A 17,494-nucleotide genomic window follows, 5' to 3' on the forward strand; every position below is an offset into this window, starting at 1 on the left:
ACGTTCCCCCCCACCTACTGCCGCTGATCGTATAACGCGAAAACGCCCTCGTCACCGGAGTAACGGGGCGCTTTCGCAGAACAGCGGAACAGTGGAACAGCGGAAGAACGTCAGTCGTTGCCGTTTCCGCTGCCCGGCGTCGTCTTCTGGATCTGGAGCAGGAACTCCGCGTTGGACTGGGTCTTCTTCATCCGGTCCAGGAGGAGCTCGATCGCCTGCTGCTGGTCGAGCGCGTGCAGCACCCGGCGCAGCTTCCAGACGACCGCCAGCTCGTCGGTGCCGAGCAGGATCTCTTCCTTGCGGGTGGAGGACGCGTCGACGTCCACCGCCGGGAAGATGCGCTTGTCCGAGAGCTTCCGGTCGAGCTTGAGCTCCATGTTGCCGGTGCCCTTGAACTCCTCGAAGATCACCTCGTCCATGCGCGAGCCGGTCTCGACGAGCGCGGTGGCGAGGATGGTCAGCGAGCCGCCGTCCTCGATGTTGCGCGCGGCACCGAAGAAGCGCTTCGGGGGGTAGAGCGCGGTCGAGTCGACACCACCGGACAGAATGCGGCCGGAGGCCGGCGCCGCGAGGTTGTACGCGCGGCCCAGACGGGTGATCGAGTCGAGCAGGACGACCACGTCGTGACCCAGCTCGACGAGACGCTTGGCGCGCTCGATGGCCAGCTCGGCGACGGTGGTGTGATCCTCGGCGGGGCGGTCGAAGGTCGAGGAGATGACCTCGCCCTTCACCGACCGCTGCATGTCGGTGACCTCTTCCGGACGCTCGTCGACCAGGACGACCATCAGGTGGCACTCGGGGCTGTTGACCGTGATCGCGTTGGCGATGGCCTGAAGGATCATGGTCTTGCCGGTCTTCGGCGGGGCCACGATGAGCCCGCGCTGCCCCTTGCCGATCGGGGCCACCAGGTCGATGATCCGCGTCGTCAGGATGTTGGAGTCGGTCTCCAGACGGAGCCGGTCCTGCGGGTAGAGCGGGGTCAGCTTCTGGAACTCGGGGCGGCCGCGGCCCGACTCCGGGGCCATTCCGTTGACCGAGTCGAGGCGGACCAGCGCGTTGAACTTCTCGCGCCGCTCGCCGTCCTTGGGCTGGCGCACCGCGCCGGTGACGTGGTCGCCCTTGCGCAGGCCGTTCTTGCGGACCTGGGCGAGCGAGACGTACACGTCGTTCGGGCCCGGCAGGTAGCCGGAGGTCCGGATGAACGCGTAGTTGTCGAGGATGTCCAGGATGCCCGCGACGGGGATCAGGACGTCGTCGTCGGCCACCTGCACATCGCTGGCGAAGTCGTCGCGCCCGCGGCGGCCACGGCGGTCGCGGTAGCGGCCGCGACGCCCGCGACGGCCGCCCGCCTCGTCGTCGAAGTCGTCCTGCGGACCGTTGTCGCGGTTCTGCTGGCCCTGGCCCTGGCTCTGCCCCTGACCCTGGCGCTGCGGGCGCTGCCCGCCGCCGCCCTGCTGGCCCTGGTCGTCGCCCTTGCCGCGGCGGTCGCGCTGACGCTCACGACGCTCGCCGCGCTCACCCCGCTCACCGCGGCCCTGGCGGTCGCCGCGACGGCCCTCGGCCGTGTCGGCCGCGGCCTCGGCCTTGGCGTCGCCCTTCGGCTCGCCCCGCTCCTCGGTCTTCTGCTCGGCCTGGGGCTCCGCCTTGGCCTTGACCTCGGTCTTCGCCTCGGTCTTGGTGTCGGGGCTGCCCGCCTGCGCGGTCGCACGACGGCGACGACGCTCGCCCGCGGGCTGGTCGTCGCTGGCCGGCTGACCGGGGATGTCGATCTGCTGCTGGGCCGTGTCCTTCTCGGCGGCGGCAGCGGCGGCCTCGTCCCCGGTGCGCGCCTTCGAGGTCGCGCGGCGCTTCGGCTTGCTCTCCGCCTCGGCGGGGGCCTCTGCGGCCTTGGAGGAGGCCTTGGGGGCGGCGGATCCGCCACCCGCCTGCGCCTCCTTGATGACCTCGATCAGCTGGCTCTTGCGCATCCGCGCGGTGCCCCTGATGCCGAGGCCGGACGCGACCTGCTGCAGCTCGGCCAGGACCATGCCCTCGAGGCCGGTGCCGGAGCGGCGGCGCCGTGCGGTGGTGCCAGTGGCAGCACCTTCGGCGGGCGCGGCGCTGTCGACGCTCTTGTCGGCAGTCACGCCCATCAGATCGGTGGTGTCGCTCACGAAGGGTCCTTCCCTGGAGCGGACGTCGGCCTTCTGGCTCGGCGACCGGTTGTGCTGTCCGACTGCGGTCTGTTGATCTTGCTGGATCGCGGACCTTGCCGGGGCGGTGGTCCGCCGGGTGTACGGCGGAGAGATGAACGTGCGGGGTCCGGCGCGAGATCCCCCTGCTCGGCCCACTCCTGGACGAGCGAGGGGTGTCGTGCCGGTTCCGGAGCGTGCTCGAAACTGCTCAGGCAGGCTGCTCAGGCAGTTGGGGAGGCTCCCGGAAGAATGGTGGTCCCGGAGGGGGACACGAAGCAACGCGCCTCAAAGACGTCGGTTGCAGACTTGAGGTTAACACTACCGGCTCCAACAAACATTCCCCCTCTCGCTCACCGGTAATCACATGCGGTTACGCGGCCAGCGGCAGCACACTGGCGCCCGTCGCGTCGAGGGCCAGCCGGTTCGCCGCCCAGCCCTCCCCCGCCAGTCGGGCCACCTTGTCGGCCGAGCCTTCCTCCGTCAGCGCGAGGACCGTGGGTCCCGCGCCGGAGATGACCGCGGGCACGCCGTCGGCGCGCAGGCGGTTGACCAGTTCCACGCTCTCCGGCATGGCGGGGCCCCGGTACTCCTGGTGGATCCGGTCCTCGGTGGCGGCGAGCAGCAGCTCCGGGCGGCGGGTGAGGGCCTCGACGAGCAGGGCCGCCCGGCCGGCGTTGAGGGCCGCGTCGACGTGCGGGACGGTGCGCGGGAGCAGGCCGCGCGCCGTCTCGGTGAGCACCGGGCGCCCGGGTACGAAGACCACCGGGACGACGGATCCGGCGGGGTCCATCCGGATCGCCCGGGCCGCGCCGCCATCCATCCAGGCGAGCGTGAAGCCGCCGAGCAGACAGGCCGCGACATTGTCGGGGTGTCCCTCGATCTCGGTCGCCAGCTCCAGCAGGGCCGCGTCGTCGAGGCGGGCGTCGCCGCCCGTCGTCACGGCGCGGGCCGCGACGATTCCGGCACAGATGGCGGCGGAGGAGGAGCCGAGACCGCGGCCGTGCGGGATGCGGTTGGCACAGACGATCTCCAGCCCGCGGGGCTGGCCGCCGAGCAGGTCGAACGCGGTGCGCAGGGAGCGCACGAGCAGGTGGCTCTCGTCGCGGGGCAGCGTGTCACTGCCCTCACCTGCGATGTCGATGTGCAGCCCGGAGTCGGCGACCCGGACGACGACGTCGTCGTACAGCCCCAGCGAGAGGCCCAGGGCGTCGAAACCCGGGCCCAGGTTGGCGCTGGTTGCGGGGACGCGCACCCTGACGGCGGCGGCTCGGAACGCGGGACCGGCCATCGGTCGGACCACTCCTTGTAAGGCGGCGGGGATGCAGTGCGGGTGGCTCTGCGGCGGCGGGGCGTGAGGGCGGTGCTGAGGGGTGGTGTTCAGGGGGTGGTGTTCAGGGGCGGTTCAGAGGTGGGGGCGATCGGCGGGGGTCATGGCGGTGGGGGTCGCGGCTGTGCGGAGGGCTCCGAATCGATGCGGGAATCCGGCGACCGGCCCGACGGCCGTGACGAGGACCGCAGGCGTGGCGGTCCTGCGGGCGGATGCCGGGCGGATGGGGTACAGCTTATCGAAGGAAGGTTCTGTGGCGACATAGGGCGCACAGGAGGCGCACGATGCGTGTCGCCCGCCTCCCATGCGCTCTCGCCCCGGAAAGGGGCTGGTTGAGCGGGTTGTCGCGGTTTCCCGGACCGGCCGCGGCGCGTGCCGACGCCCGGCCCGGGACCGGATCAGACGAGGCCGAGCTTCTCGGCGGCGGTGGCCGCGTCGACCGGGACGGTGACCGGCTGCGGTGCGCCCGCGACGGCCCAGTCGGGGTCCTTGAGGCCGTTGCCGGTGACCGTGCAGACGATGCGCTGGCCGGGGTCGACCTTGCCCTCCTCCGCGGCCTTGAGCAGGCCGGCGACGGAGGCGGCCGACGCGGGCTCCACGAAGACACCCTCCTGGGAGGCCAACAGCCGGTACGCGGACAGGATCTGCCGGTCCGTCACCTCGTCGATGAAGCCGCCCGACTCGTCGCGTGCGGCCAGTGCGTAGTCCCAGGAGGCCGGGTTGCCGATGCGGATCGCGGTGGCGATGGTGTGGGGGTCCTTGACGACCTCGCCGCGCACGATGGGTGCGGAGCCGGAGGCCTGGAAGCCCCACATGCGCGGGGAGCGGGTCGAGACGGCGTCACCGGCGTACTCGGTGTATCCCTTCCAGTACGCGGTGATGTTGCCCGCGTTCCCGACCGGCAGGACGTGGATGTCGGGGGCGTCCCCGAGCGCGTCGACGATCTCGAACGCGGCGGTCTTCTGGCCTTCGATACGGACCGGGTTGACCGAATTGACCAGGGCCACCGGGTAGTTGTCCGAGAGCGAGCGGGCCAGGGTCAGGCAGTCGTCGAAGTTGCCGTCGACCTGGAGGATCTTGGCGCCGTGCACGAGCGCCTGGCCCATCTTGCCGAGCGCGATCTTGCCCTGCGGTACGAGGACGGCGCAGACCATCCCCGCGCGCACGGCGTACGCCGCGGCGGAGGCCGAGGTGTTGCCGGTGGAGGCGCAGATGACGGCCTTCGCCCCCTCCTCCTTGGCCCGGGTGATGGCCATGGTCATGCCGCGGTCCTTGAACGAACCCGTGGGGTTGGCGCCCTCGACCTTGAGGTGCACCTCGCATCCCGTGCGCTCGGAGAGGACCTGCGCCGGAACGAGCGGCGTACCGCCCTCACGAAGTGTGACGACCGGAGTCGTCGCCGTGACCGGAAGCCGGTCCCGGTACTCCTCGATGATGCCGCGCCACTGGTGGGTGCCCTTGCTGGTCATGGGTCCTTACTCCCCTTCAACACGCATGATGCTGGCGACACCGCGCACGGTGTCGAGCTTGCGCAGCGCTTCGACGGTCCCGGAGAGGGCGGCGTCGGGCGCGCGGTGGGTGACGACGACGAGGGACGCCTCGCCGCCTCCGTCTGGACGTCCTTGCTGGCGGACGGTATCGATCGATACGCCCTGCTCGGCGAAGACCGTTGCCACCTGGGCGAGCACGCCCGGCTTGTCGGCCACGTCGAGGCTGATGTGGTAGCGCGTCACGACCTCGCCCATGGGGCTGACCGGCAGGCGCGTGTAGGCGGACTCACCGGGGCCGGTGGCCTCGCCCAGTTTGTTGCGGCAGACCGCGACGAGGTCGCCGAGGACCGCGGAGGCGGTCGGCGAGCCGCCGGCGCCGGGCCCGTAGAACATGAGCTGCCCGGCCGCGTCGGCCTCGATGAAGACCGCGTTGTACGCCTCGCGGACCGAGGCCAGCGGGTGGCTGAGCGGGATCATCGCGGGGTGGACGCGGGCGGTGACGGAGGCCCCGTCGGCGGCGCGCTCGCAGATGGCCAGCAGTTTGACCGTGCAGCCCATCCGGCGGGCCGAGGCGATGTCGGCGGCGGTGACCTCGGTGATGCCCTCGCGGTGCACGTCCCCGATCCGCACGCGGGTGTGGAAGGCGATCCCGGCGAGGATCGCGGCCTTCGCCGCGGCGTCGAAGCCCTCGACGTCGGCGGTCGGGTCGGCCTCGGCGTACCCGAGGGCGGTGGCCTCGTCGAGCGCCTCGGAGTAGCCGGCCCCGCTGGTGTCCATCTTGTCGAGGATGAAGTTGGTCGTGCCGTTCACGATGCCGAGCACCCGGTTGACCTTGTCCCCGGCGAGCGACTCGCGCAGCGGCCGCACCAGCGGGATGGCCCCGGCGACGGCGGCCTCGTAGTACAGGTCGCGGCCGTACTTCTCCGCGGCGGCGTGCAGGGCCGCGCCGTCCTCGGCGAGCAGCGCCTTGTTGGCGGAGACGACGCTCGCGCCGTTCTCGAAGGCGGCGGTGATGAGCGCCCGGGCCGGCTCGATGCCCCCGATGACCTCGATGACGACGTCGATGTCGCCGCGCCCCACGAGCGCGGTCGCGTCGGTGGTGATCAGCGCGGGGTCGATGCCCTCACGCACCTTCGAGGGCCGGCGGACGGCCACGCCGGCGAGCTCGACGGGCGCGCCGATGCGCGCCGCGAGGTCGTCGGCGTGCGTCGTCATGATGCGCGCCACCTCTGAGCCGACCACACCACAGCCCAGCAGCGCCACCTTCAGCGGACGCGTACGCATCATCCGACCTCGTTTCTCATACCTGGACCCTCCGGAGACGGGGGGCGGCGTCGCACCCCCGACCGCCGGAGGGCCATGCTCATTGGGGACCAGTCTCACTCACCGGACGGGAGTTTCTGACCCTCGTCCGGATCCTGAGATGACTATTTCATCAGCCGACATCGAGGCGCAGGAGATCTTCCTCCGTCTCGCGCCGGACGATGACGCGTGCCTCTCCGTCGCGGACCGCGACGACCGGCGGGCGCAGCGCGTGGTTGTAGTTGCTCGCCATGGAACGGCAGTACGCGCCGGTGGCGGGGACGGCGATCAGGTCGCCGGGGGCCAGGTCGGCGGGGAGGAACGCGTCCTTGACCACGATGTCGCCGCTCTCGCAGTGCTTGCCGACGACCCTGACCAGCATCGGTTCGGCGTCCGAGGTGCGGGAGACGAGCGCGACGCTGTACTCGGCGTCGTACAGCGCGGTGCGGATGTTGTCCGACATGCCGCCGTCGACGCTGACGTACGTCCGCAGCCCCTCCAGGGGCTTGATCGTGCCGACCTCGTACAGCGTGAACGCGGTGGGGCCGACGATGGCGCGCCCCGGCTCGACGGAGATCCGGGGGGTGCGCAGCTTCGCGGCCTCGCACTCGCGGGTGACGATGTCGCTGAGCGCCTTGGCGATCTCGTGCGGCTCGCGGGGGTCGTCCTCGGAGGTGTACGCGATGCCGAGGCCGCCGCCGAGGTCGATCTCGGGCAGTTCGACGCCGTGCTCGTCGCGGATCTCGGCGAGCAGCTGCACCACGCGGCGGGCGGAGACCTCGAAGCCGGCCATGTCGAAGATCTGCGAGCCGATGTGCGAGTGGACGCCGATGAGTTCGAGGCCGTCGAGGGCGAGGGCGCGGCGCACGGCCTCGGCGGCCTGCCCGTCGGCGAGCGCGATGCCGAACTTCTGGTCCTCGTGCGCGGTGGCGATGAACTCGTGGGTGTGGGCCTCGACGCCGACGGTGACGCGGATCTGTACCCGCTGGCGGACGCCGTGGCGCCGGGCGATGTGGGCGACGCGGACGATCTCCTGGAAGGAGTCGAGCACGATCCGCCCGACGCCGGCCTCGATGGCCCGCTCGATCTCGGCGACGGTCTTGTTGTTGCCGTGGAAGGCGATGCGCTCGGCGGGCATACCGGCGTCGAGCGCGGTGGTCAGCTCCCCGCCGGAGCACACGTCGAGGTTCAGCCCCTCTTCCTTCAACCAGCGCACGACGGCGCGGGAGAGGAAGGCCTTGCCGGCGTAGAAGACGTCGGCGTCCGGCCCGAAGGCGTCGGACCAGGCGCGGCAGCGGGCCCGGAAGTCGCTCTCGTCGAGGAAGTAGGCGGGGGTGCCGAACTCCTCCGCGAGCCGGGCGACGGTCATCCCGCCGACGGTGAGGGCACCGTCCGCGTCACGGGCGACGGTGCGTGACCAGACCTTCTCGTCGAGGACGTTGAGGTCGGCGGCGGGCGCGGAGTAGTGCCCCTCGTGGAGGACGTCGGCGTGGCGGGGGCCTGCGGGGTGTGCGGAGCGGCTCATCGTGATGGTTCTTTCGGGTCTCTTCTGATCGCGTCAGAGGTGTTCGGGCGCGCGGATGCCGAGCAGGGACAGGCCGCCTGCCAGCACCGTCCCGGCGGCTTCGGCGAGAGCCAGCCGGGCGCGGTGGGCGGCCGAGGGTTTCTCGTCACCGGCGGGCAGGGACGGACAGGAGTCGTGGAAGTCGAAGAACGCGTGGGCGACGGCTTCCAGCTGCCGGGCGACCCGGTCGGGCGCGCGGTGACGGGCTGCTGCGAGCAGGACGCCGGGGTGGTCGGCGATGAGGTCGAGGAGGGGGCGGGCGGCGCTGCCGTACGGGGCGGGGCCTTCGGCGCCCGGGGCGGGCGCGGCATGCCGGCCGTACGCGGCGGGCCCGGCGGGCTGGGCGTACGGGGCGGGCTCGGCGTACGGGGCGGGGCTTTGGCTGGACGGGGCGGGCGCGGCGTGGCTTCCGCCGTGCGCGGCATGCTCGGCGCCCGGGGCGCGCTCGGCCGTGAAGCCGAGGAGGGCGGCCCCGCGGCTGAGCGCACGGGCCCGGGCGTGGGCGTAGCGGACCCGGAAGAGCGGGTTCGACTCGCCCTGGACGAGCAGTCCGGGGCCGAGGGCGGCACGGTCGTGCCCGGCGGGCCGCAGGAGTCCCCAGCGGGCGGCGTCGGACCCGAGCCGCTCCAGCAGCTCCCCCGCGGTGGCCCCGGCGGGGACGGGCCGGATCCCGGTGAGCGGCACGGGGGGCGTCCCGTGCGCGTCCACGGTGACGCCGAGGCGGGCCCAGTCCGGGTCGGACGCCTCCTCGCAGCTGACCCGGACCCGGGCGCCCTGGGCGATGACGAGCCGGCGGACGGCGTGGGCGGTGACGGCGGCGCGGACCTCCCGGGCGTGGTGGAACTGGAGGATCTCGTCCCGGAGCGCGTCCCCGTGTCCGTACGCGAGGCCCTGTTCCCGTACGGCGTCGAGCACGGCACGGTCGCCCGCTGCCGGTGCGTCGAGGGTGAAGCTCAGGAACCCCGGCCCGGTGATCTCGACCCGTCCGACGCCGGGTTCGGCGACGACGCGCTCCCGCAGGATGCGGGCGATCTCCAGGGCGGGCAGCGCGGCGTCCCCGGCCAGCTGGAGCGCGACGGCGCAGGCGTAGTCCCCGCTGCCGCCGGGCCGGGTCCTCTCCACCCGCACGCGCGCGGGCACGGGTGCGCGCACGGCATCCTCGTCGACCGCGCGGCGCACGGCGCGCAGCACGGTCCGGGAGAGGTCGGCGGGGGTCACGGGTCAAGCGTAGGTGAGAGAGGGGGGCACTCCGCGACCCGGTTTCGCCATCCGGTCGGCCGGACCCGGCCCGACGCCCGGGTCGGCCGGACCCTGCGGCACCGCCCCGGTGGGCCCGGGACCGGTTCGCCGCCCCGGTCAGCCGGTGGCGCTCCCCGCCCGTCCGGCGCCGCGCCGGCCGTCCACCGAGGGCTCCTCCTCCCCCGTCACCAGCCGGCGCATGATCCGCACCAGCTCGCTGGGCTCGAACGGCTTCGCCAGGAACGCGTCGACCCCGGCCGCCACACCCGCGTCGACCTCGTAGGGCGTACAGGCGCTGATGACGGCGATGGGAAGGCTACGGGTCCGGGGGTCGGAGCGCAGGCGGGTGGCGGTCTCCAGACCGTCCAGCCGGGGCATCACGACATCGAGGGTGATCGCGTCGGGGCGGACCCGTTCGACCAGGTCCAGGCACTCGACACCATCGGCCGCGGTCACGACCTCGAAGCCCTCCAGCTCGAGATTGACCCTGATCAGCTGCCGGATGACCTTGTTGTCGTCGACAACAAGCACGCGGCCGTAAGCCCCTGGCACCCTTCGAGAGTAGGTCGGCCGGAGGTGCGGCGTCCGGGTTTTGTCCACTTCCGCCCCCGTGGGGCGGCCACGGCTCCCACGGACCGCCCGACCGGGGCGAAGAGGCGCGCAGGCACGGCGGAATACCTGTTCACGGACACCCCGCGGGAGCTGGTAGTGTTTCACCCGTCGCAGAGCAGCACCGCGATACGCCCCCGTAGCTCAGGGGATAGAGCATCGGCCTCCGGAGCCGGGTGCGCAGGTTCGAATCCTGCCGGGGGCACCACAGTTCAGGTGCCATACAGGCCCTCTGATCAGGCATTCAGCCAGATCGGGGGGTCTGTTTCCATGTGTGGGCAGACCCCAGTGGGCGCAGCCCCGGGGCGGCCCACTGTGGGATGTGCGCGTCCGCCCCGCCCCTCTTCGAGCGGCGCCGGTCGGCCGCCGAGGGGGGCCTCCGATCCGCCTCCGCTTCGACCGGGCCGCCTCGCGTATGGGCGGGAGTATGGTTCAATCCGGCCAGGCAGGCGCCAGACGGGAGGCTCGGTTCGTGCGAGAAGGCGACCGCAGGAGGGGCCCGCTGCGCACACGGAGCGGGGCCGCCACAGCGATCTCCCGGCACCGTCGCAGCGCGGCATCGGCCGGCCGTTCCGTGGTCCGCGACCACTTGGAGTGGCTCAACGAGGCGAGTACGAGCATCGGGACCACGCTCGATCTGGAGCGCACGGCGCAGGAGTTGGTCGAGTTCGTCGTGCCCCGGCTGGCGGACGGCGGGGCCGTCGATCTCCTCGAGTCGGTGCTTCGTGGCGAGGAGGGTGTGCGGGCCGACGCACAGCCGACCGGCACCCGAGCCATCGCCGTGGCCGTCATCGACGCGCTGGCGCACCTGGAGCCGGACGCGGTCGGGGAGATCTCCGTCTATCAGGAGAGAGCGGTGGACCGCTGCCTGACCGAGCGGAAGCCTGTGCTGCTCGCCCGGTTGAGCGCCGACGACTACGGGTGGGTGGCTCCTACACCCGAAGCAGCGGCGCTGTTGCGCGACGGGGGGGTGCACAGCTACATGGCTGTGCCGCTCATCTCTCGGGGCGTACTGCTGGGCGTGGCCGATTTCATTCGCGCGGGCAACAGGCCTCCCTTCACCGACACCGATCTCGCGCTCGCGAGGCAACTCGCCTCGCGGGCCGCTGTCTTCCTGGACAACGCGCGTCTGTACGGGCAGGAGCGGGAGCGCCTGGTCGCCCTCCAGCGCAGCCTGCTCCCTCGTGCCGTGCCGAGCACACCGGGCCTGGACGTCGACGCCTTCTACGCCCCGCCGACGGACATGAGCGGCGTCGGCGGGGACTGGTACGACGTGGTGGCTCTGCCGGGCGGCCGGAGCGCCCTGATCGTCGGTGACGTCATGAACCACGGCCTGTCGGCCGCGGCGACCATGGGGCGGCTGCGGACGGTGGCGCGCACGCTCATGGCCCTGGACATCGCCCCCGAACACACCCTCGCCCGCATGGATCTGGCCGCCCGCGACCTGGACGACGACCAGGTCGCCACCTGCCTGTGCGCGGTGTACGACCCTGCGACCGGGGACTACACCCTGGCGAGTGCGGGACATCCGCCACCGCTGCTGGTCGACGACGCGGGGCACGCCACGCACGTCGACGTGCCGCTGGGCGCACCGCTCGGCGCCGGCGTCATCCCGTATACCTCTGTCCGTCTGCCGGCGCCCACGGGAAGTCGGCTCGTGCTCTACACCGACGGGTTGTTCAAGACCCGCACGGATGAGCTGGACACCCAGCTGGAGAGGCTGCGCGACACCGTGTCGCGGATGGATCCCGCTCTCCTGGGCACTCTGGTGACGTCCGGGGTGGGGCCCGGCACCCGCTTCGACGAGGCCGTCCTGCTGATGTCCACCAGCCGCCCCGTCTCCGGCGAGGGCGACGTCGTCGTCTGGGAGCTGCCGTCCGACGCCACCGCTGCTTCCGCCGCCCGTCGGCTGGTCAGGGAGCAGCTCGGCCGGTGGAACCTGGCCGGGCTGGTCGACACCACCGAGCTCGTCGTCAGCGAGCTGGTCGGCAACGCTCTGCGCTACGGAGGCGGCCCCGGTCAGCTGCGGCTGCTGCGTCACGACCGGGTGACGGTCGAGGTCACCGACACGGGAGCGGACCTCCCGCATATTCAGCCGCCGACCCTCAGCGATGAAGGCGGCCGGGGCCTCCAGCTCATCAACATGCTGTGCCGACGCTGGGGATCCTGCCGGACGCCCACCGGCAAACTGGTCTGGGCCGAACAGGACGTCACCGCCTCCGCCTTTGACCCCGACTGACGGATGTCGACGGTCGGGCCGCCCTGGCGGAGCGCGGTCCGGCTCGCTCCCGCGAGGTCGGCCGTCAGAACTTCCCGTTGACCGGGATCCAGCCGGACCAGGTCTCGGGCTGGTAGAACTTGCCCGTGTCGCCGTCGTAGCGCAGGACCCGGAGACGTACGTTGCCGTCCTCGCGGTAGTCCTTGTTGCAGGTCGCCCAGGTGTCCACGCCCAGCTTGTTGACGCAGACCTCCTCGGCGCGCCCGTAGTCGGTGTAGACACCGACCGCCGCGGACATGCCGTCCTTCTTCGTGTCGCCCGCCCAGACGATGTCGCCGTTGTGCTGGAAGCACCCACTGGCGCCGTAGGCGGCGGTCGAACCCAGGCACGCGCTCGACGACGGAGCGGCCGCGGCCACGGCTTCCGCCTGTCCGCCCGGTGTCGCGCCTTCCACCGGTCCCGCGGGTTCCGCCGCCTCCGCCGGGAAGGGAACGGTCTCTCCGGGCGCCGTGGCCCCGCCTTCGACGATCCGCACGTCCGCCGGGATCCGCACTTCCTGGGGGCCCGCCGGTACGCCGTCGGCCAGCGCAGGCGACACGGTGACCACCGAGACCGCGAGTGCTGACGCGCCGGCGAGAACGCTCACCTTCGAGCGCCACTTTTCACGCATGCTTCACTACCCCCGCGCCTGACCTCTGTTGCGAGATCATCAAATACCAATATGTGAACAGAGTGTGAGACTAAGAGATCGTCGTGACGGATGGAAGGGGCTTCCGTGACGCAGGGGCCCCATGGTGCGAACGACGCACACCCGGCAGGCACGTCGCGGGCACAGGAAGAGGGGCGGGAGCACCTGTGTGCGCCCGCCCCTCCTGGGTAGCCGGTCTCACCGCACGGGTGGCCCCGCGGCCGGCTCCCCCTCGGCGATGTCATGGAACGAGAGATCGAGGGCACACTCCGCCGGGATCGCGGCGGCGGAGGCCTCGCACACCGCGGGGCCCGCCCCGACCCGGCCGTCCGTCTCCGGCGGACCGGCCCGGCGCTCGCCCGTCTCGATGGAGCCCGCCATGCCGTCCACGGGAACAGGCGTCGCGGAGGTGGCGGGACCGGCGGGACGGGTGGCGTCGCCGGTGTCCGACGGGGACGAACAGGCGGCTGCGCCCGCCGTGGCGCACAGGACGAATACGGCCGAGACCGCGACGGTGCGACATCGCATGAGGATCCCCCTACGCGGACGCCCGGACATCCGGGTCGTCAGTTGATCCACGGTGCCACAGCGCGCGGCGCCGAAGGCGGAGAACGTGTGAAAAGACGGGGTTGGTGTGCGCGGCGCGTAAGGTCCCCGTTACGCAACGCATATCCGATGGGCATATGCCGAACCGCCCTGCGCTCCCCGTATGAGGACGCGGCCGCCGCGGCCGATCGCCGTGGGCCCGGGTATCGAGCGCCTGTACGGAAAGGATGTCTGGTGAAAGCTGGTACTCGGCTGTCCGGAGGGGGACGCATGCGGGGGCACGAGCACAGCACGAACGCCAACGACCTGAGCGGCACGGTGCACGGCTTCGTGGTGCAGACGGGAAGCGTGCACGGCGGCATCCATGTGTCCGGGGCCGGGGCGCGGGAGGAGGTGCCGCCACCCTGGCAGTTACCGCCCTCGGTCCGGATCACCGACCGCACGGACGAGCTGCGCGCCCTGGAGGCACACCGGGACCGGGCCACGGAGGACGGGCATCCCACGCTGGCGGCGGTGAGCGGGCTGGGCGGGGTGGGGAAGACCGCGGTGGCGCTGGCCTGGCTTCATACGCTGCGCCCGCACTTTCCCGGCGGTCAGTTGTACGCCGATCTGGGCGCGCAGGCGCCGGACGGCCCCGCCGACCCCGGTGAGGTGGTGGCCAGGTTCCTGCGGGCGCTGGGCGTCCCGAGCGGTCAGGTGCCTCCCGCGCTGGGTGAACGGGTCGCGCTCTACCGGTCGTTGACGGCCGGCCGGCAGCTCGTGGTGCTGCTGGACGACGCGGCGACCGCGGCCCAGGTGCGGCCCCTGTTACCGGCGGGACCGTGTGTGACGGCGGTGACCAGCCGTCGGAGGATGCCGGGGCTGAGCCTCGACGGGGGCCATGTGATCCATCTGGAGCCCCTCTCCCTCGAGGCGGGGGTCGAACTGCTCGACGCGACCCTCGCCGACGGCCGGGTCGCCGCCCAGCCCGAGGAGGCGCGGGCCCTGGTCCTGCTCTGCGCGGGGCTGCCGCTCGCGGTGCGTATCGCCGGGGCGCGGCTGGCGGCCCGCCCCCGGCAGGGCATCACCGCGATGGTCCGGGCCCTGTCCGAGGAGCACGAACGGCTGGAGGCACTGGCGATAGAGGGCGACCACGACGTACGGGCGACGCTGGACCTCTCGTACCAGGGCCTGCCGCCCACGGCGGCCCGCCTCTACCGGCTGCTGGGGCTCCACCCGGGCAGGGAGTTCGGCGCCCCGGTGGCGCGGACGCTGCTGGGCGGGGACGCCGTCGAGGCGCTCGACGCGTTGCACGACGCGAATCTTCTCGTCGATGTCGCCGAGGCGTCGGGCGGCGAGCGCTACCGGTTCCACGATCTGGTGCGGCTGCACGCCGCCGCGCGGGCCGCTCAGGACGAGAGCGGCGACGAACGGGCCGCCGCGTTGCTGCGCATCGGCCACCACTATCTCGCCGCCGCCGGCCGGGCCGAGGAGATCATCGAGCCCGGACGCGCCGGTGCGGCGCGCGAGTTCGGGCGGGGCGTGGAGCCGGAGTCCGTCGCGGAGGAGGACTTCGATCCCGTCGGCGGACAGACGGCGGCGGAAGCGGCGCTGGACTGGCTGGAGCGGGAGCTGCCCAATCTGATGGCGGTGGTCCGTCTCGCGCGCCCGATGGGCGCTCCGGAGCTCGCCTGGCAGCTGACCGACGCGTTGTGGCCGCTGTTCCCGCGTCGCAAGCTGTACCGCGAGTGGATCGAGGCGCACCGGGAGGGGCTGCTGGCCGCCGAGGAGGCGGGGAACGGTGAGGCGTCCTGCCGGATGCTGACCTCAGGCGCCCTGGGGAGGCTCGCCACCGGTGATCACGCCGAGGGGCTGGTCATGTTCGAGCGGGCCGCCGCCTCCTTCCTGGAGCGCGGCGACGCCCTCGGGCACGCCCGGACGCTGAACTACCGGGGGCTGGCCCATCAGCGGCTCGGGCAGCAGGACCGCGCGGCCGAGTACTTCGCCCGCGCGGCCGCCGAGCTGCCCGCCCACGGTGATCTCCGGGCCGGTGCGCTGGCCCGGTTCAATCTGGCCGACATCGCCCTGGCCCAGGAGCGGTACGAGATCGCCGCCGTCGAGGCCGAAGCCGCCCGTCTCACGCTGGAGGCGGCCGGCGACACGTACAACGCGGCGCGCGCCGCCGGCCTGACCGGCCGGGCCTGCGTCGGCCTGGGCAGGCTCGACCGGGCGGAGGCGGAGCTGTCGGCGGCGCTGTCCGCGTTGCGGGCGGAATCCGCCGGGTTCGAGGCGGCCCACGTGCTCGGAGGACTGGCTCGGCTCTCCGAGCGGCGCGGGCAGCCGTGGCAGGCCCGGCAGTACTACCGGGAGGCGGTGTTCCTGTACGGCTCCGTCGGCCGGTCGGGGTCGGCGGAGGCGGTCCGGGCGGGAGCCCGGCTCGGTGCGCTGGAGCCGTCGGAAACGGAGGACTCCCCTCCCCCGCCCCCGGAACCGGGCCCGTCGGGGGACGATCGGAGCGGGGCCGGCGCGTAGTCGCGTACGGTCCTGACGACCCGTACGTCGGCCGGATCGAACGCCGCCGGGTCCAGGCCCGCCACCAGCCAGACGTGTGCGACCGAGGCCCAGACCGCCCAGGGCTGTACCGGCCCTCCCGGTCCGCGGACCAGCAGCCGTGGCCGGCCGCCGAGCCGCAGCCAGCAGCGCGGGCCCCGGTACACGGCCACCACCAGGGCTCCGGGGTGGCAGTCGGCGAGTTCGGCGGCGTACCGGGCGGGGCCCGCGTACGGCGACCGCGTACCGGACGGGAGCTCCGCCACCAGGACGTCCGCCAGCAGCGGCATCGGGTGCACGGCCGGGAGCCGGACGCGCAGGTGCTCGTCGACGACCCGCAGCGGGCGGTCGGGGCGCAGCAGGGCGGCTCCGGTCCGGCGGACCCCGGGCCGCGGGGCGTCCTCGGTGAGCCGTACGGTCGTCGCGGTCATCGGGCGTACCCCCAGGCGTCGTGGCGCGCCGTCACCGGCAGCGGCGCGTGGTCGGTACGCGGCCGGACGGCGGGGGCGCGCAGCCGGAGCTTGCGGTAGATCAGGGCCCGCATCCGGACGGCGAACCGTCCCGGCTCCGAGGTGATCCGGGCCGTCACCTGCTCGTACCGCTCCGCGCGGTAGGCCGCGGCGGCGCGGGCGAGCTGGCGGTCCAGGGGGCGGTCGGCGTGCAGCCGCGGGGCGAAGGAGGCCAGCTCGGCGGCGGGCGAGCCGGGGTCCAGGTCGCCGTCGGAAACGTTGCCCATGAGGACCGGGACCCCGGTCATCGCCCCGTAGAGCGAGACTGAGCCGTGGTCCCCCACGATGTGGTCGGCGGCGACCAGCGCCCCGACCCAGTCGGCGTGCTGGCTGATCACCAGGAGACCGGAGCGCACGAGCCCCGCGAGCCAGCTGCGGATCTGCCATTCGCCATGGGCGTTCCAGACGTGCGGGTGGAGCAGGAGCGCCACCCGGAAATCTTCCCGGGGCAGCTCGTCGACCAGCCGTTCCAGCAGCTCCCACTGGCGGCCCAGGAGGGAGCCGGGCCCCCAGGTGGAGCAGACGGTCACCAGTCGCCGGCGTGCTCCGACCCCCAGGGCGTCGCGGTAGAGGGCCCGTTGCGGCAGGCTCGCCGTGATCCGGTCGGAGCAGGGGTCGCCGACCACCTCGGCGGCGGGCAGTGCCTCGGGGCACGCGCGGCCGAGGCGGGTCAGGTCCTCGTGGTGGGCCAGCACGATCGATTCGGGCACCAGCCGGCCGTCCTGGATGAGCCATTGCCGGTCGAGTCCGTAGATCCCGCGCCCGGCGACCGGGCGGCCGCGCTGCCCGGCGGGGATCAGCTTGTTGTGCCCGACGCCGTGCGGCAGCACGATCACCGGGGCGTGCAGTTCCTGGAGCCCGCCGTGGGCGGCCGCCACCGCCAGGTCGAAGGGCAGCTGGACCGCCTGGTGCCAGGGCAGGACCAGGCCGCCCAGCCGTTGGAGGAAGTGGTCCACACCGTGGCTGAACACGTCGGGCGCCTGGGTGAAGAACACCTGCACCCGGGCGTCGCCCTCCAGCAGCCGTACGGCTTCGAGCAGCCGCTGTCCGGCCGTGACGGTGTGCACCACGGCCAGGACCTTCCTGCGGGTCCGCCGGGTGGCCCAGCGTTCGACGTCCAGGCGCACCGGTACAAGGGGCGGGTACGCGTCCGGCATGGTCAGGCTCATCTGATCAGTCCCCGTTTCCGTCGCCGCGGACCGGAGCCCGCGGAGGCCGCCGCTGATGGCGGCCCGGGACGGGTCTGCCCACGGACATGGACAGGCGGCTTGCAGGAATCCTGCGTTCCAGCTGTACGCG

At 72.8% G+C, this 17,494-nt stretch carries 12 protein-coding genes and 1 tRNA gene; 3 read left to right on the plus strand and 10 right to left on the minus strand.

Annotation, left to right across the window (positions count from 1 at the left end):
• Positions 1-110: 110 nt before the first annotated feature.
• The 7 genes from rho to AB0F29_RS28280 form a co-directional block, all read right to left on the minus strand.
• A complete protein-coding gene (rho, locus tag AB0F29_RS28250) occupies positions 111-2,153 on the minus strand; it encodes a transcription termination factor Rho (RefSeq protein ID WP_361877517.1) in 2,043 nt (680 codons plus the stop codon).
• A 391-nt stretch (positions 2,154-2,544) separates the two neighbouring features.
• On the minus strand, positions 2,545-3,462 hold the full coding sequence (gene thrB / locus AB0F29_RS28255; RefSeq protein ID WP_361877520.1) for a homoserine kinase: 918 nt from the start codon (positions 3,460-3,462) through the stop codon (positions 2,545-2,547).
• 437 nt (positions 3,463-3,899) lie between these two features.
• Positions 3,900-4,970 carry a threonine synthase gene (thrC, locus tag AB0F29_RS28260; protein WP_361877523.1) on the minus strand — a complete coding sequence of 357 codons (1,071 nt, stop codon included), beginning with the start codon at positions 4,968-4,970 and terminating at the stop codon, positions 3,900-3,902.
• Between the two features lie 6 nt (positions 4,971-4,976).
• Positions 4,977-6,278 (minus strand): homoserine dehydrogenase, encoded by a 1,302-nt coding sequence (locus tag AB0F29_RS28265; protein WP_361877526.1) that lies wholly within the window; start codon positions 6,276-6,278, stop codon positions 4,977-4,979.
• A gap of 148 nt (positions 6,279-6,426) precedes the next feature.
• Positions 6,427-7,818 carry a diaminopimelate decarboxylase gene (lysA, locus tag AB0F29_RS28270; protein ID WP_361877529.1) on the minus strand — a complete coding sequence of 464 codons (1,392 nt, stop codon included), beginning with the start codon at positions 7,816-7,818 and terminating at the stop codon, positions 6,427-6,429.
• A 33-nt stretch (positions 7,819-7,851) separates the two neighbouring features.
• Positions 7,852-9,075: an ArgS-related anticodon-binding protein NrtL gene (gene nrtL / locus AB0F29_RS28275; RefSeq protein WP_361877532.1), complete on the minus strand. Its 1,224-nt coding sequence runs from the start codon at positions 9,073-9,075 to the stop codon at positions 7,852-7,854.
• Positions 9,076-9,213: 138 nt separating this feature from the next.
• Complete coding sequence (locus tag AB0F29_RS28280) at positions 9,214-9,627, minus strand: response regulator (protein ID WP_228924077.1); 414 nt, start codon at positions 9,625-9,627, stop codon at positions 9,214-9,216.
• Between the two features lie 211 nt (positions 9,628-9,838).
• On the opposite strand from AB0F29_RS28280, the gene AB0F29_RS28285 reads away from it, so the two are divergent.
• Positions 9,839-9,913: transfer RNA gene (locus AB0F29_RS28285), tRNA-Arg, on the plus strand.
• 366 nt (positions 9,914-10,279) lie between these two features.
• Positions 10,280-11,944, plus strand: coding sequence for a SpoIIE family protein phosphatase (locus AB0F29_RS28290; RefSeq protein ID WP_361877650.1), 1,665 nt, complete (start codon positions 10,280-10,282; stop codon positions 11,942-11,944).
• Positions 11,945-12,008: 64 nt separating this feature from the next.
• On the opposite strand, the gene AB0F29_RS28295 is transcribed toward AB0F29_RS28290, so the two are convergent.
• The gene (locus AB0F29_RS28295) at positions 12,009-12,593 is read right to left on the minus strand and encodes a hypothetical protein (RefSeq protein WP_361877535.1); all 585 of its coding nucleotides are present in this window, start codon (positions 12,591-12,593) and stop codon (positions 12,009-12,011) included.
• Positions 12,594-12,809: 216 nt separating this feature from the next.
• Entirely contained in the window at positions 12,810-13,139 is a 330-nt protein-coding gene (locus tag AB0F29_RS28300) for a hypothetical protein (protein WP_361877538.1), read from the minus strand.
• A gap of 288 nt (positions 13,140-13,427) precedes the next feature.
• Here AB0F29_RS28300 and AB0F29_RS28305 point away from each other — a divergent pair, with 288 nt between their 5' ends.
• Positions 13,428-15,668, plus strand: a complete 2,241-nt coding sequence (locus AB0F29_RS28305; protein WP_361877541.1) for a regulator — start codon at positions 13,428-13,430, stop codon at positions 15,666-15,668.
• A 445-nt stretch (positions 15,669-16,113) separates the two neighbouring features.
• On the opposite strand, the gene AB0F29_RS28310 is transcribed toward AB0F29_RS28305, so the two are convergent.
• Positions 16,114-17,364, minus strand: coding sequence for a hypothetical protein (locus AB0F29_RS28310; RefSeq protein ID WP_361877544.1), 1,251 nt, complete (start codon positions 17,362-17,364; stop codon positions 16,114-16,116).
• Positions 17,365-17,494 lie beyond the last annotated feature (130 nt).

This window comes from Streptomyces sp. NPDC026589, assembly GCF_040638385.1.
GTDB lineage: Bacteria > Actinomycetota > Actinomycetes > Streptomycetales > Streptomycetaceae > Streptomyces.